The following is a 14,337-nucleotide window of genomic DNA, read 5'->3' as shown; positions in this document are numbered from 1 at the left end:
TGCCATGGGGGAGCACCGACTCTCTGGCGCGCTACACCCTCACGCGCCGGAAGCCGCCTCCCGCCCGTCGGCGATGTGCTCTTCCGCCTTCTCCGCATCGCCGGGCTTCTCGTGCTGTCTCTCCTGGCCCGCCGCCGCCTCGCGATGGTGGTGCAGCTCGACCAGGATGGGGAAGTGATCGGAGCCGATGGGCCCCAGCCGGCGGAACTCGCCCAGGGTCCAGTCGCGCGACGCGAAGAGGTGGTCGAGCGGCCAGCGCAGCAGCGGCCAGTTGGCGTTGAAGGTGGCGTAGAAGCCGCGCCCGACGCGCGGGTCGAGCAGGCCGCTGATGCGCTGGAACAGGCTGGTCGTCTCCGACCAGGCGACGTCGTTGAGGTCGCCGGTGACGATGGCCGGCCCGGGCGTCGCCGCCGCTTCCTTGGCCACCACGAGCAGCTCGGCGTCGCGCTCGGCGGTGTCGTCGCCGGGGCGCGGCGGCGAGGGATGGACGGCCCACAGGGTGAAGGTGGCGCCGGAGTCCAGGGCGACCTGCGTGCGGATCGAGGGGATGTCGTCGTAGAGCAGGTGGCGGACCTCGCCGCCGGCCAGCCGCAGGCGGGACCAGAGGCCGATGCCGTAGGTGTTGGGGCGCGGCTCGAGGATCGTGTGGGGATGCGTCTCGGCCAGCCGCGCGAGCTCGCGCGTCCAGCGCCCGTCGATCTCGGTCAGCAGGATGAGGTCGGGATCGGTCTCCTCGATGCGGCGCAGCAGGCGCGCCGAGTCGCGATTGTCCTGCAGCACGTTGGCGATCAGCAGCCGGACGCGCTCCGCGTCGGGAGCGCCCGGCGCGGCGCGCATCTGGCGCTTCCACAGCGGCGTGTAGGGCAGGATCACCCGCACCTGCCACGCCAGCGCGACGCCGCCGGCCGCGAGGACGGCGAGCGCCACGGCTCCGCCCGGCCGGGTCGCGGCGGTGACGACGAGAGCGCCGAGCAGCACCGCGGCGAACTGCAGCCGCGGAAAGTCGAGGACGCGGATCCACCACTTGTCCGTGTCGATGAGCGCGAGCGCCGTGGCCGCGGTCATCAGGCCGCACAGCACGGCCGCGCCGATGCCGATCCATTCGATCATGTCGTGTCCGTCTCGCCTCCGGGAACCTGCGCCTCGCGACCGGGATGGTCGCGGAGATGGACGCGGCCGACAATAGTGTCGGTCGGCAGCTTCCTCCCCAACGACGTTGGGGAGGTGTCGGCGTCTGCGCCGACGGAGGGGTCATGAGTCCGCTCACGCGGACACCTCCCCACGCATGGCGTGCTGTCGTATTCACACATCCCGGTTGCGGGTGGGCCAGAAGGTTGATTCTCTGTCTGGGAGAGCGGGACGGAGAGACGGATGTCAGGTATCGAATACGGGCTTGGCGGGTTCGGGGACCGGCGTCTGGAAAAAGGGGGGCCTGCTTGCATGCCGCGCTGGTGGCGCGTCCCGGGTCGTGCATTCGGCGCCTTGGCGGGACGCGAGCGCGGGAGATGCAGTTCACGCGGTTCCTGCGCAACCGCTCTGTGACGGCGGCGGCGATGTCGCGGCATGCCGGAGAGCAGACGGCGGGTCGGGTATCGGGCCGCGAGGTCGTAGCGATCCAGGACACCAGCGAGCTGGTTCTGGGCGGCCGGCGCGCTCGTTCGGCGGGCTATGGTCCGGTGGGCAAGGGCGGCGCTCTGGGTGGGCTGCTGCTGCATCCGGTGCTGGCGGTGGAGGTCGGCAGCGAGGCCCTCCTGGGCTTGGTGTCGATGCAGGTGTGGAATCGGCCGGGCGGGGGACAGCGGTCGAGCCGGCGCGAGCGCAAGACGGCGGCCAAGGAGTCGCAGCGCTGGATCGACGGCATGCGGCAGGCCGGCGACGTGTTGGCGTCGGCCTCCGGGAGGAGATCGCCATTGCGCCCGAGTCGATCGCGCGCGCCATCGCCTTCGCGATCGAGCAGCCGGCCGAGGTCGAGATCGGCAGCATCGTCGTCCGCCCGACCGCGCAGCAGTAGCGGCGGCGGTTTGACGGCACTGCCGTCAGACAACCATTAGATGGGCAGCGGCGCCGGATCGCTGCCAGATATGGCGTCCCCCGGAGCCCAGAAAGTCGCAAGAAAATTTCCGCCGCCAGCGGCGCGCGCTGGAAACCGGCGAGAACTTAAGTTATTATCGAGTTGTCGACGCGGCGTCGTTGCCGCCGTGCCGGCCCCGATCGCTCTATTCATCGTCGAACTGGCAAGGACCCGCCCGCGCTACCCGATCAGCCGGAGCAGCGCGGCGTGGACCGCCATGGAGAGCGCGAAGAGCGCGGCGAGCAGCGCCCCGCCGGCCAGCGTCGTCCGCCAGCCGGCGGCGGGGGCGAGCCACCAGCCGAAGACCCGGAAGGCGGCGGGCGCGAACCACCAGCCGAGGAGCTGCGTGCTGACGAGGTCGCCGATGAACAGGCCGAGCCACGGCGGCACGCCGTGCGCCGCCAGCGCCGAGCCGGGCCCCAGGCCCCACAGGAACACGATGGGGTTGAGGACCAGCAGGACGAGGAGATTGTTCTTCAGGATGGTTCCTGCGGCAGGCCGCGAGGCCTCGTCGCCGCGGAACCAGAAGTCGAAGCCGTAGCTGGTGCGCGAAAGGCGCGGCGCCAGCGCGAGCGGCCGGCCCTTGTTCAGCATCGCCTGCCGTTCGGCGGAGCTCAGCCAGGCCGAGAGGTTGGCGTCGGTGTCGAAGGTGAGGACGATGATCCATTCGTTGCCGCCCGGCGCCGGCGGCTCGATCTTGCGGCGCAGGTAGCCCGGCTGCCGGATCTCCTCGGCATGGATCGCCTCCTGCCACGCCTGGAACGCGGCTTCCTTGCCGGTCGGCACCGTGTAGGCGAGGAAGGCCGAGGCGCCGCCCTGCCGGGCCGGGCTGCGGTCCGTCATCACGTGCACCTCCTCGTCGGCGACGAGATGCTTCCGGCGGATCTCGGCCAGGGCGGCGGCGCGGTCGGGACTGTCCAGCCAGTCGTGGGCGGCCCGGGCGTTGGCGAAGCGGGCGACCAGGATCCACTCGGGCTGCGCCGGCGGGACCGGCGGGATCACCTCCTCGGCGACGAAACCCGGCTGGCGCCGCAGCCGCTCCTTCAGGCCGGCCAGCCAGCGCGTGTAGTCGGCATAGCCTGATTCGGCGACGCGGTGCTGGACGACCAGCGCGACCGGCGTGTCGTTCATCGTCTCGGGCTGGGCCATGGCGGATCCTGTCTCGACGCTTCCCCGGCGAGCCACCAGGGATGGGAAGCGCCCATTCAGGCCGCAGCCCGCGGAAAAAACAATGGATCGTGTCGCGCCGCGCCCTAAGCTTCGGCTTCCCGTTCCCGTGCCGCCGCAGCAGGATCACCGCCCATGTCTTCGCCGGACGCTCCCGTCCTCAGCTTCGCGCGGCCGCTCGCGCCGCCCCGCCTGGTCACCTTCGATGCCGAGCCGCAGCGCGCCGAGATCGACCTGTCGCGCACCGCGCTCTTCGTCGTCGACATGCAGAACGATTTCCTGCACCCGGACGGCTGGTTTCCGCGGCTGGGATTCGATCCCGCGCCGCTGGCCGCGATCATTCCCCGGCTGATCGAGCTCACCGCCGCGGCGCGCCGCGCCGGGGTGCAGGTCGTCTGGCTGAACTGGGGCGTGCGGCCGGACCGCGCCGAGCTCTCGGCGCCGATCCTCAACAAGATGTCGGCCGGCGGCACGCGGCCGGTCTATGCCGATCCGTCGGCGTCGGGACACGGGCGGATCCTGGTGACGGGCGAGTGGGGCTCGCAGCTCGTGGATGCGCTCAGGCCCGATCCGTCCGACCTCGTCGTGCACAAGCACAGGCTGTCGGGCTTCCACGACAACGAGCTCGACACGGTGCTGCGCAACCGCGGCATCGACACGCTGCTGTTCTCGGGCACCAACACCGACCGCTGCGTCTTCTCCACGCTCTGCGACGCGAGCTTCCTCGGCTACGGCTGCCTCATGGTCACCGACGCCTGCGCCACCGGCTCGCCGTCCAATGTGAGCGACGCCATCCACTATCTCGTGCGCCTGCTCTACGGCGTGACGCTGAACAGCGACGACCTCATGGCCGCTTTCGCCGCCGCCCCACGCTGAGCCGCCGTGGCGAGGACCGTCAGATGCCCATGCCGACCGCGGCCGGCATCCGGCGCAGGTGGCTCTTGACCTTCCTCACGCCCGGAACGTTCTCGGCCGCCACGCGATAGGCCTCGCGCACCTCATCGCCCTCGACGAAGCCCCAGAGATGGACGACGCCGCCGTTGGCGCTGACGTTGACCGGCCACCGCGACGTCCAGGGCCGGTGCTCCAGCGCCTCGATGACGTGGCGGCGGAGCGCCTTGTCGGTCGGCTGCAGCACCAGGTGCTCGGGCTCGCGTGACAGCAGGGCGCGCAGCAGGTCGGCGCGGCTCACCATGCCGACGACGGCGCCGTCGCGCACGATCGGGATGCGCTTGATCCCGTGGCGTTCCATCAGGTCGACCAGGTCGCGCAGCGGGGCGTCCTCGGGAGCCGTCACCACGTCCTTCGTCATGACGTCGGCAACCCGTCGCGATTGCGAGGCGACGAACTCGCGGGCGGCGCCTTCGTCGCTGCCGAGCAGGCGTGCCAGCCAGGACTTGCTGGCAGTCGTGCCGATCTCCTTGCGCCGGATCAGGTCGGCCTCGCTGACGATGCCGACGATCTCGCCCTTGCTGTTCGTGACCGGCGCGGCGCTGACATGGGCGCCCAGCAGCAGTTCCGCGGCATCGAACACCGATTCCTTGACGTCGATGCAGACGACTTCCTCGCTCATGATGTCCCGTGCGCGCATGACAGTCTCCTCCGGTACTGAGGTCCTTGTTCTCGGACGGATCGTGATGGCGGCAGGTTCACGGGCCAGGTGCCGGACTGCCTTGACCCAGGTCAAGCGACTGCGCGGCGCTGCCCCCCGGCGGGACAGCGCGGCGGCCGGCGCTGCGGCTGGCGATCAGGCGGCGCACCTCGTCCAGCAGCGCCTGCCGTTTGCGGTCGTCGTTCTCGCCGCGAAGGGCCTCGCGCAGGTCGAGCAGGGCGGCGGCATAGTCGTTGTGCCAGTCGCGAGGCGCCGTCGCCTGCGACCGGGTGAGGCGCGGCGGCGCGACGGCCTGCGACGGCTCCGCCTGCCAGCGCCCGTCGCGAAATGACAGGTCGAACGACTGGTCGAGCGTCGGCACGCTGATCCGCTCGCGGTCCAGTCCCGCGGCGGCCAGGCCGTCGGCGAGCTCGAGGGCGGCGTCGGGCTCGCCGTGCACCAGCACAGCGGAGCCCAGCGTGGGAAGAAGGCCCTGCGCCCACGCGATCAGCTCGTCCCGGTCGGCGTGGCCGGAATAGGCATCGATCGATCGGATGCGCGCCTTGACGTTGACTTCCTCCCCGTGGATCCGAACCCGCGGCGTGCCGTCCCGGATGAACGCGCCCAGGGTGCCCGGCGCCTGGTAGCCGACGAAGAGCACGGTCGAATCCGGCCGCCATAGATGGTTCATGAGATGATGCTTCACCCGGCCGGCATCGCACATGCCCGATCCGGCGAGGATGATGGCGCCGCCGTGGATCCGGCCGATCGCCTTGCTCTGCTCGACGGTCTCGGTCAGGCGGAAGCCGGTGGCGTCGAAGACCGTGCCGTCCGCGGCCGGCTCGAGACTCGCCTGATGGCGGCGAAAGACCTCGGTGATGCGGCCCGCGAGGGGCGAATCGAGAAAGACCGGGGCGGCCGCGACCAGGCCTTCGCGCTTGAGGGCCGCAATGTCGTCGAGGATTTCCTGCGTCCGTTCCACGGCGAACACCGGGATGATGATGTTGCCGCCGGCGGTCAGGCCCGCCGTCAGTTCGCGTCCGAGCAGCGCCCGGCGCTCGGCCGCGGTGAGATGCCTGCGAGGGCGATTGCCGTAGGTCGATTCCAGGAGAAGGATGTCGCAGTCGTTCGGTGTCGACGGGTCGAGCTGGAGAGCTTTCTCCCGGGGGCCGAGGTCTCCCGAGAAGACCAGCAGCACGGGCCGGGGCCCGGCGTCGATCTCCATCTCGATGAACGCGCTTCCCAGGATGTGGCCGGCGTTCCGGAGACGTGCGCGCACGCCCTTCAACGGCTCGAACCACTTGTCGTACCTTGCGACGTGGAGAAGCGCGAGCGAGGCCTCGGCATCGACCCGCGCATAGATCGGCGCGACATGCGGCTCGCCGCGTCGGCTGTTCCGCCGGTTGAGCCGCTCGACCTCGACTTCCTGGATGGCGCCCGCATCGGGCAGGAGCCACTCCAGGAGAGCGCGGCTCGGTTCCGTCGTCCAGGCCTTGCCGCGAAACCCGGCCAGCGCGAGCTTGGGGAAGAGACCCGTGTGATCGATATGGGCGTGGGTCAGCAGGACGGCCCCGATCGCCGGCGCGTCGAAGGGAAAGCTGCGGTAGTTCAGGGCGCGTACCGACTTCGGCCCCTGGAACAGGCCGCAGTCGACGAGAAGATCGCCGTTCGGCGTCGTGAGCCGAAAGCAGGAACCGGTCACGGTCCCCGCGGCGCCATGGATGTGCAACGAGACGCCCACCGGCCGTTCCTCCGCTTCGTCGGGACACCCTATCGACGGCCGCCCCGGCGGGTTTGACGCTGATCAAGTCACGGGTCGGCCGCTTCGTCGATACTCGGCCGCCAAATTGCGAGCGTGCGATGGCCTGGAGACGATCGATCTGGCTCCTGCTGCTGCTGGGCGAGCCTGCCCTTGCGGCGGCGGGAAGCGCCGATGCCGAGAAGGCCCGGTGGTGCGCGACGCTGGCCGGCACGGCGGACTATTTCCTGACGCGCCGCGGCGAGGGATCCGGCGGCGCGAACATGATCATCGTCGGCGCCCGGCTGGATTGCGAGAAGGGGGCCTACGACCGGGGCATCCGAACGCTCGAGCAACTTCTGACGGACAAGCGGATTCCGCTGCCGCCCCGGCCGTGACCGCGGATCTTCAGGTGAGGTGGCAATCATGGCGAAGAAGCCCGCAAGGATCTGGATCGTCGTGGCCGATGGCGCGCGTGCGCGCTTCCTCGCCCTCGACACCGGAACCAGCAAGCTCGTGCCGGCCGGACCGGCCGATCTCGTGTCGCCCCGGAGCCGGCAGCGCCCGCGCGATCTCGTGAGCGACCGGCCCGGCCGCAGCTTCAGCTCGTCGCGCAGCGGGGCCAGGCACGCGCTGGAACCGCCGCACGACCCTCACAAGCTCGAGAAGCATCGCTTCATGGAAGTGCTGGCCGATGCGCTCGACGAGGCCTGCGGCCGGCGTGCGTTCGACGACCTGATCCTCGTTGCGCCGCGCCGCAGCCTGGGCGAGCTCCGCAGCCTTCTGTCGAAGCGCGTGCAGGACCGCATAGGGCACGAGGTCGCCAAGGACCTGGCCGGCGAGCCGCCGAGCAGGCTCCGCCGCCGCCTGGTGTCGCTGCTGGGGCCAATTCCCCGCGCTTCCTAGCGGATCGACAAGAGCGGTTCGCCCGCGAGACGACGAGAGCGGCAGCAACGGCACTGTGTCCGCTTCGTGACCGATCGACCGACGTGGGTTTTGTCACAGGCCGTGCGCTCTTCTCGCAGTAACGTTCCCCCGGCTGACGGCGGCAGCTTGGAGCGACCGGCATGGTTGTCTACGAAAACGAGCTTCTGGGATTCTTCTTCGCGCCGCTCGGCACCGAAAAGGTCGAGCTCAGCCGGCATCTCGGTCCCGACGGGACCGACAACCTTCGCCGCGCGCTCGCCGAGGCGCTGGTCGAGGCGCAGGATCCATTGCTGGTCGAGACCGCCGAGGCTTCCATCGACGTGCCATCCTCGTTCAAGAGCGTCCTGTTCCGGGGCGGCGGGCCGGGCGAGCGCCGGAAGGTCGTCACGTTCAGCTTCAAGGACGGCTTCTCGGACAGCGCGCTCCCGCTGCTGGGCATCCTGGTGGCGGTCTTCGGCGGCCCGCTGGCGCTCGGCACCGGCGTTGCCGCCGCCGGGGCGGTCAGAACGCTCTGGCAGAAGCTCGTCATCCTTCGCGAGCCCGAGGACGCCGCCGCCATCCGCGTGCTGGACGCGGTGGGCCGGGTCGGCGCCGCCAAGGTCGCCGAAGGAGCCAGGGCGCCGACCTGGCAGGACATCCTGGCGGCAACCGGGCTGGACGAGAAGGCCGCCCGGACGGCGCTCGGCCTCCTGCGAACCCGGAAGGTCGTCGACGTCGAGAGCTGGGGCGACCAGGCCGAGGACCTCGACCATCCCCTCAATCGCTGGAAGGTGAGGTTGTGATGCCCACTGTCCTGAGATCGCGAGAAGGCGTCCAGTTCGGCTCCTTCCACTACCCCTATGCGATCGTCGAGCATTCGATGACCCGGGAGGCCCTCGACCTCGTCATGAGGGGCGTCGGGCCGGGCGAGCAGCCGGTCAAGGAACCGGCCACCGCGGGCGAAAGGGCGGCGATGCTCCACCTCGCCTACCAGGGCGCGAGCTTCCTGCACGAAGCCCGGCACTTCTACGACCAGTTCGGCACCTTTGCCGGCATCTCCCTCTTCGCCAACTTCATGGAGGCGCTGAAGAGCTTCGACCAGGCCGTCACGTTCATCGCGGCGCAGGACGGCAAATGGCGCTGGCCGGTGTCGGCCTGGGCGGCCGACAAGGCGAGCCCGGTCGAGATCCGCCGCTTCGTGCGCCAGTCGCGGTCCTTCCGCACCGGCGCGGAACTGCTGCTGGCCGCGTTCAACGGTCTGGAGGTGGACGGCCATGCCGATTCCCTCCTGGACGAGGCCGTCACGAACAGCGGCCATCCCGTCGATGTCGCGCCGATCCGCGTCGCCCAGTTCGGCAGCGACGGCAAGCCCGTGCCGAAGACCATCATGCATCCGCTGGGAGTCGAGGCGCTGTTCGAGGCCAGCGCCCACGCGGTCACGCGGAGCTTCGTCGAGCACAACGTGCCGAAGGTGGTGGCGGATCGCCTGACGCAGGACGTGTACGCGATCGAGGTCCGGCGGGGTGAGGAAGAGGATCGTGGCCGCGCCGTGCTTCCGTACATGGTGCTCGACCGGCTCATCACGAAGTTCGTCCGCGCCCGCGGGCCGCAAACCTTCGACCGAGCGGCGGTCCTCGGCATCGCCGACGAGGCGCTCGGCCGGGCCTACCTCAAGATCGCGCACATCTCCGACACCGACACGACCATCGAGGCGACCCGAGTCGGCAAGGGAGTCCTGGAGGTGCTGGAAGGGACGTCGGTCGACGACCTCGTCGCCGGCACCGTTCCCGCCAGCCGGATGATCACCCGGGTCTACGCAACGCTTCTCGCGGAGTACGAGAAGGGCGGCGACTGGGACACGGTGAGGGACGACCGGTCGCTGCTGAGCTCCATCCGGATCTGGGAATCCTACTGCGCCCAGCACTTTGCCGTGCCCCTGCTGCGGCTGCGGCTCCAGACGGATCACAAGGCGTATCGCTCGGCCTCGGGCCTGCTGCAGCTGTTCGAGGCCGTGGCGCCTCCCATCATCTCGACCGGCGGCCGAACGGCCTTCAATCTTCCCGACCGCGTGCGCGAGGCCTGGGCCGCGGTGCTGATGGCCGGGCAGATCATGCAGTCGACGCTCGGCGGGGAGATGCTCTGTCCGCGCAGCTACGGCGTCATCCCGGGCCTTTCGAACATCTCGTTCACCGACAAGTATCTTTGCGACGACTACATCCCCGTCGGCTGCGGCAAGTTCGCCGGCGGCCGCGTGGAAGAGACGCCGTGCATGTTCGTCCACCTGCTGAAGGGGCTGCGGTTCGTCTGAGCGGCGGCCGCGATCAGGCGGACATCCGGTCGCGCACGACGTCCCAGTTCATCAGCCTGTCGAGCAGGGCGTTGACGTGATCGGCGCGGCGGTTCTGATAGTCCAGATAGTAGGCGTGCTCCCACACGTCGATCGTCGCCAGGGGACGCTTGCCATGCGCGAGCGGCGTGTCGGCGTTCGACGTCTCCATGAGGGCGAGCTTGCCGGCATCCTCGATGAGCCAGGCCCAGCCACTGCCGAACACCGCGTTCGCCCGGGCGGCGAACGCCTGGCGGAACGGGTCGAACCCGCCGAAGTCGCGATCGATGGCGGCGGCGAGCTTGCCGGTCGGCCGCCGGGCGCCGCCGGGCTTCAGCACCTTCCAGTAGAAGTCGTGGTTCCAGCACTGGCCGGCCTGGTTGAACAGCCCCCTGTCGCGAGGGACGGCCGCGCTGCGGACGACGATCTCCTCGAGCGACATCGCCGCATAGGGCGTGTTCTCGGTCATCCGGTTGAGGTTGGCGTAGTAGGCGGCATGGTGCCTGCCGTAGTGGATCTGCACGGTCTGCGGCGAGATGGTGGGCGCGAGGGCGCCGTCGGCGAAGGGCAGGGGTGGCTGCGTGAAGGGGCGCGCCGCCCGTGCGATCCGCGGTGCCGCCGTGGTGGTGACGAGCGCGGCCGTCGCGATGGTGATCATGTTGCGTCGAGGAAGGGGCGTCATGGCTGTCTCCTCCTTAGAGTTTCCCGACAGGGGACGGCGGCGATGCCCCCTCAGTTTGCGGTCACCTTCGACTTGTAGAAGGATAGGGGGCGCGACAGGCCCCACGCCACCAGGTAAGCGGAAGCGCCAAGGAATGTGATCCAGAAGCTGGCGGGCCAGTCGGTCTGGTAGGCGAGCACGAGACCGAGCCAGGCCTCGCCCAGGGCCAGCAGCACGGACAGGGCGACGGCCGTCGTGATCCTGCTGCTGAGATGCATCGCCGTGGCGGCGGGCGCGACCATCAGGGTGAAGACCAGCAGGATGCCCACGACCTGCACGCTCTCCGCCACCGCGAGACTCACCAGCACCATGAACACCGTGCCGATGGCGCGGGGGGACATGCCCTTCGCCTCGGCGAGCTCGGGCTGGAGGCTGCAGAAGATCAGGGGGCGGGCGATGGCGCCCAGAACGAGCAGCGCGACCAGCCCGATGGCCAGCATGAACCACAAGGTCGGGCGTCCAACGCCCAGGATGTTGCCGAACAGGAGCGTCGTCGCCTGGCCGGCGAAGGCCGTGTAGAAGTGCAGGAAGAGCAGGCCGAGCCCGAGCGACAGCGAGAGCACGATGCCGATCGCCACGTCGCGCCCCTGCGCCCGCTCGCCGAGAAGGCCGATACCCAGGCCTGCCGCCATCGTGAAGAGCGTCAGCCCCAGCAGGGGGGACAGGCCGACCAGGACCGCGCCCGTCGCGCCGGCGAAGCCCACGTGGGACATCGCATGGCCGGCGAAGGTCTGGCCGCGCAGGACCATGAAATAGCCGATGGTGCCGGCGACGCAGGCGACGATGAACGTCGCCGCGAAGGCGTTCTGCATGAAATCATACTGCAGCATGCGCCCGTCCGGTCCGGCCGACCTCTCCGGCGGCGACGACGAAGATGCGCCCGCCCGCGCGCACGACATCGATGGGGGCGTCGTAGAGCCGCGAAAGACACTCGGGCGTGATGACGTCGTCGACGGTACCGAGCGCGACCGACCGGCGCCCGAGATAGAGCACGCCGTCGATGCTTCCCAGGAGCGGCGTGAGCTCGTGGGAGCTGAACAAGACCGTCATGCCGAGTTCCTCGCGGACGCGGCTCACCAGCTCCACGACGCCCATATGGTGGTTGGGATCGAGGCTGACCAGGGGCTCGTCGAGCAGCAGCATCGAGGGCCGGCCGAGCAGCGCCTGCGCCATCAGGAGTCGTTGGCGCTCGCCGCCGGAAAGGGAGGAGATCGGCCTGTCCGCCAGGTCGCGTCCATCGACGAGATCGAGCACCCGGGCAACCTCGCGCTCATCCTCCGCCGTGCTGAACGGCCAGCCCAGGCGCAGGCCCGCCACGGACCCGATCAGCAGGTCCCTGCCTGCAAGATGGATCTCGCTGAAGGTCCGGTGCATCTGGGGCACGTATCCGATGCGGCGATCGCCGCGCGCAGGCCGGGATCCCAGCACCTCGATCGAACCGTCGAGCGGCGGGAGGAGGCCCAGCAGCGCCCGCAGGAGCGTGGTCTTCCCGGCGCCGTTGGCGCCCAGGAGGCCGATGAAGCTGCCGGTCGCAATGTCGAAGGAGGCCTTCTCGAGCGTGTGGCGGCGACCGTGGCCCAGGGTGACGGTCCTGAAGCGGATGGCGCTCACCGGTCGCCCTGCGACAGCGCCGCCTGCAGCGCCTCAAGCTGGTCGACCATCCACTGCACGTAGGTCTTGCCGGCCGGCATCGTCTCGGTGACGCCGACCACGGGCACGCCGGCCTCGTCGGCAATCCGCTTCAGGCGCGAGGTCGTGTCGTCGGACACCTGCGAATTGTAGATCAGGACCTTGACCGTGCGGTCCCGCAGCGAACTCTCGAAGGCGGCGACCTGGCGGGGACTGGGCTCGGTTCCGTTCATGATCGCCAGCTGGAAGCCGTCGTTGCGCATCTCCAGCCCCAGGGCGCTGGCCATGTAGCCGAAGACGGGCTCGGTCGCCGTGACAGGCGTGCCGGCGAAGCGCGATTTCAGCGCCGTGACCTTTTCGGTCAGGGGCACGAGCGAGCGGATGAACGCGTTGTGCCGCTCGCGGTAGGCATTGGCATTCGGCGGATCGCACAGGGTGAGCCGGGCGGTCAGAACGCGCGCCACGGCCGGCATGGTCGCGGGGTCGTACCAGAGGTGGGGATTGTCGCCTCTCTTGTGGCCGGTCACCGAGGCGACGTTCAGGACCTCGCGCTTCGGATTGGGCGAGGCCTCGAGAAGCCTGTCCATCCAGGGGTCGTAGGCGGCGCCGTTCACGATCACGATGTGGGCGTGGGCGACGGCGCGCGCCGTGGACGGGCTCGCCTCGAAAAGGTGCGGGTCCTGGTTGGGGTTCGAGAGGATGCTGGTGACCGCGACCTGGGTGCCGCCGATCGTCTGGGCGATTTCCCCATAGAAATTCTCGGCGGCGACTATCGAGAGGACGCCCTGGGCCACGACCTCGGCCTGGGTCGACTGCGCGGCGAACAGGGCCATCGCGCCGATCAGAAGCTGCTTCATCACTCTCCCCGTATGCAAGGCTCCAAGAATAGGATGTTATAACATCACATTTCAACCGGGAGGATTTCCACCCGCGAGCGGGGCCAAACGGAAAAAGGCACCGCTTGACATCGACAGTCCAATATTCCAAATAACAATGGAATATAGGAATGACGGAATGGCTAGGCATCGCACTCCTGTCCAGCTTGAAGCGGTGAGCACCATGTTCAGCGCGCTGGCGGACGTGCCACGGCTGAAGCTTCTCCTCCTCCTGGCGGAGAAGGAGCAAAGCGTGACCGAACTCGCCGAGCGGCTCGACGAAGGGATGACGACCGTTTCGGCACGGTTGCAGGTCCTGCACGCGGCCCGCCTCGTGGCGCGCCGGCGCGAGGGGAGGAGCATCATCTACAGCATTGCCGACGATCACGTTCTGACCCTCGTCAGAAATGCGCTCGCTCATGCGACCGAGCACTGAGTTCCAGAAAGAAGGAGAAGCGTCATGACCAATCACGACCATCGGATCCATCAGGATCATCCCCACACCCACGGTCCCAACTGCGGCCATGTCGCCATCAAGCATGACGATCATGTCGACTACCTGCACGACGGCCACCTCCATCACCCGCATGAAGGGCATGTCGACGAGCACGCGATCGAGATCGGGGCCGGCAACCCCGACCGCTGCACCCCCGACCACGATTGCGGCGGCCACGACCGCGAGCACCGGCACGGGCCGGGCTGCGGCCATGAGGCGGTGCCACACGGGGACCATGTCGACTACCTGGTGAACGGCCATCTCCATCATCCCCACGGCACGCACTGCGACGACCATGGGGCCATCACGATGGTTGGGGCCCGCTAGGACAGGGCAGCGGCCGGCGCGGCATCGAGACGAAGGTGCCGCGCCGGCCTCATGAGCCGGGCTGACGCTGGAAGGCCGATCCCAGGACCTCGATGATGCGGCAGTCTGCAATCGTGCCGTGACGGCACTGTCCGAGAAGGTCGCTCAGCTCGCGGCGCAGCGCCATCAGGTCGGCGATGCGGCGATCGACTTCGGCCAGCTGCGCACCCGCCAGCCGATCGACTTCGGCACAGGACTGCTCGCGATCATCCGACAGGCGAAGCAGCGCCCGCACCTGATCGAGGGTGAAGCCGAGTTCGCGCGCCCGTCGCACGAAGCTCAGTCGCTCGACGTCGGGCCGGGCGTAGGCGCGATAGTTGGCGCCAGTCCGCTCCGGCACCTGCAGGACGCCGATACGCTCATAGTAGCGGATCGTCTCGACCTTGGTGCCGGTCAGGCGGGCGAGCTCGCCGATCGCCATTCTTCCCGTTGGCATGAACTTGACCCTGTA

16 protein-coding genes and 1 pseudogene are annotated in these 14,337 nt (G+C 69.2%); 8 read left to right on the top strand and 9 right to left on the bottom strand.

Annotated features, from left to right (window positions below; translation table 11 throughout):
* Positions 1-39 precede the first annotated feature (39 nt).
* Positions 40-1,110 (bottom strand): endonuclease/exonuclease/phosphatase family protein, encoded by a 1,071-nt coding sequence (locus ACO073_RS19085; protein WP_421999354.1) that lies wholly within the window; start codon positions 1,108-1,110, stop codon positions 40-42.
* A 787-nt stretch (positions 1,111-1,897) separates the two neighbouring features.
* Here ACO073_RS19085 and ACO073_RS19080 point away from each other — a divergent pair.
* Positions 1,898-2,011: pseudogene (locus tag ACO073_RS19080) on the top strand (oxidoreductase); the annotation flags it as partial.
* Between the two features lie 240 nt (positions 2,012-2,251).
* On the opposite strand, the gene ACO073_RS19075 reads toward ACO073_RS19080, so the two are convergent.
* Positions 2,252-3,220, bottom strand: a complete 969-nt coding sequence (locus ACO073_RS19075) for an antibiotic biosynthesis monooxygenase (protein ID WP_421999352.1) — start codon at positions 3,218-3,220, stop codon at positions 2,252-2,254.
* A gap of 153 nt (positions 3,221-3,373) precedes the next feature.
* Here ACO073_RS19075 and ACO073_RS19070 point away from each other — a divergent pair, with 153 nt between their 5' ends.
* Entirely contained in the window at positions 3,374-4,114 is a 741-nt protein-coding gene (locus ACO073_RS19070) for an isochorismatase family cysteine hydrolase (RefSeq protein ID WP_421999350.1), read from the top strand.
* Between the two features lie 19 nt (positions 4,115-4,133).
* Here the strand turns inward: ACO073_RS19070 and ACO073_RS19065 are convergent, their stop codons facing one another.
* Together ACO073_RS19065 and ACO073_RS19060 are read right to left on the bottom strand one after the other, a co-directional pair.
* Positions 4,134-4,829: a CBS domain-containing protein gene (locus ACO073_RS19065; RefSeq protein WP_421999348.1), complete on the bottom strand. Its 696-nt coding sequence runs from the start codon at positions 4,827-4,829 to the stop codon at positions 4,134-4,136.
* A 58-nt stretch (positions 4,830-4,887) separates the two neighbouring features.
* On the bottom strand, positions 4,888-6,570 hold the full coding sequence (locus ACO073_RS19060) for an MBL fold metallo-hydrolase RNA specificity domain-containing protein (protein ID WP_421999346.1): 1,683 nt from the start codon (positions 6,568-6,570) through the stop codon (positions 4,888-4,890).
* A 119-nt stretch (positions 6,571-6,689) separates the two neighbouring features.
* Here ACO073_RS19060 and ACO073_RS19055 point away from each other — a divergent pair, with 119 nt between their 5' ends.
* From ACO073_RS19055 to ACO073_RS19040, 4 genes are all read left to right on the top strand, one after another.
* Positions 6,690-6,965, top strand: coding sequence for a hypothetical protein (locus ACO073_RS19055; RefSeq protein WP_421999344.1), 276 nt, complete (start codon positions 6,690-6,692; stop codon positions 6,963-6,965).
* 28 nt (positions 6,966-6,993) lie between these two features.
* Positions 6,994-7,473 carry a host attachment protein gene (locus ACO073_RS19050; protein ID WP_421999342.1) on the top strand — a complete coding sequence of 160 codons (480 nt, stop codon included), beginning with the start codon at positions 6,994-6,996 and terminating at the stop codon, positions 7,471-7,473.
* A gap of 161 nt (positions 7,474-7,634) precedes the next feature.
* Positions 7,635-8,276, top strand: coding sequence for a hypothetical protein (locus ACO073_RS19045; RefSeq protein ID WP_421999340.1), 642 nt, complete (start codon positions 7,635-7,637; stop codon positions 8,274-8,276).
* Entirely contained in the window at positions 8,276-9,781 is a 1,506-nt protein-coding gene (locus ACO073_RS19040; protein ID WP_421999338.1) for a hypothetical protein, read from the top strand. Before ACO073_RS19045 ends, ACO073_RS19040 begins: the two co-directional genes overlap by 1 nt.
* A 13-nt stretch (positions 9,782-9,794) precedes the next feature.
* Here the strand turns inward: ACO073_RS19040 and ACO073_RS19035 are convergent, their stop codons facing one another.
* Genes ACO073_RS19035 through ACO073_RS19020 form a run of 4 tightly spaced genes read right to left on the bottom strand, consistent with a single transcriptional unit; the run spans position 9,795 to position 13,006 of the window.
* Entirely contained in the window at positions 9,795-10,481 is a 687-nt protein-coding gene (locus tag ACO073_RS19035; protein WP_421999336.1) for a superoxide dismutase, read from the bottom strand.
* A 50-nt stretch (positions 10,482-10,531) separates the two neighbouring features.
* On the bottom strand, positions 10,532-11,350 hold the full coding sequence (locus ACO073_RS19030; protein WP_421999334.1) for a metal ABC transporter permease: 819 nt from the start codon (positions 11,348-11,350) through the stop codon (positions 10,532-10,534).
* Positions 11,337-12,131 carry a metal ABC transporter ATP-binding protein gene (locus ACO073_RS19025; protein ID WP_421999332.1) on the bottom strand — a complete coding sequence of 265 codons (795 nt, stop codon included), beginning with the start codon at positions 12,129-12,131 and terminating at the stop codon, positions 11,337-11,339. The genes ACO073_RS19030 and ACO073_RS19025 overlap by 14 nt, the downstream gene beginning before the upstream one ends.
* Positions 12,128-13,006, bottom strand: a complete 879-nt coding sequence (locus ACO073_RS19020) for a metal ABC transporter solute-binding protein, Zn/Mn family (protein ID WP_421999331.1) — start codon at positions 13,004-13,006, stop codon at positions 12,128-12,130. Before ACO073_RS19020 ends, ACO073_RS19025 begins: the two co-directional genes overlap by 4 nt.
* Before the next feature lie 202 nt (positions 13,007-13,208).
* Here ACO073_RS19020 and ACO073_RS19015 point away from each other — a divergent pair, with 202 nt between their 5' ends.
* Positions 13,209-13,460, top strand: a complete 252-nt coding sequence (locus ACO073_RS19015; protein ID WP_421999330.1) for an ArsR/SmtB family transcription factor — start codon at positions 13,209-13,211, stop codon at positions 13,458-13,460.
* 24 nt (positions 13,461-13,484) lie between these two features.
* Complete coding sequence (locus ACO073_RS19010; RefSeq protein WP_421999329.1) at positions 13,485-13,847, top strand: hypothetical protein; 363 nt, start codon at positions 13,485-13,487, stop codon at positions 13,845-13,847.
* A gap of 49 nt (positions 13,848-13,896) precedes the next feature.
* Here ACO073_RS19010 and ACO073_RS19005 read toward each other — a convergent pair whose 3' ends face one another.
* Positions 13,897-14,322: a MerR family transcriptional regulator gene (locus ACO073_RS19005; RefSeq protein WP_421999327.1), complete on the bottom strand. Its 426-nt coding sequence runs from the start codon at positions 14,320-14,322 to the stop codon at positions 13,897-13,899.
* Positions 14,323-14,337: the final 15 nt, after the last annotated feature.

It is taken from the genome of Reyranella sp. (assembly GCF_965229815.1).
Lineage (GTDB): Bacteria > Pseudomonadota > Alphaproteobacteria > Reyranellales > Reyranellaceae > Reyranella.
This window is presented reverse-complemented; position numbering and strand designations above follow the sequence as displayed.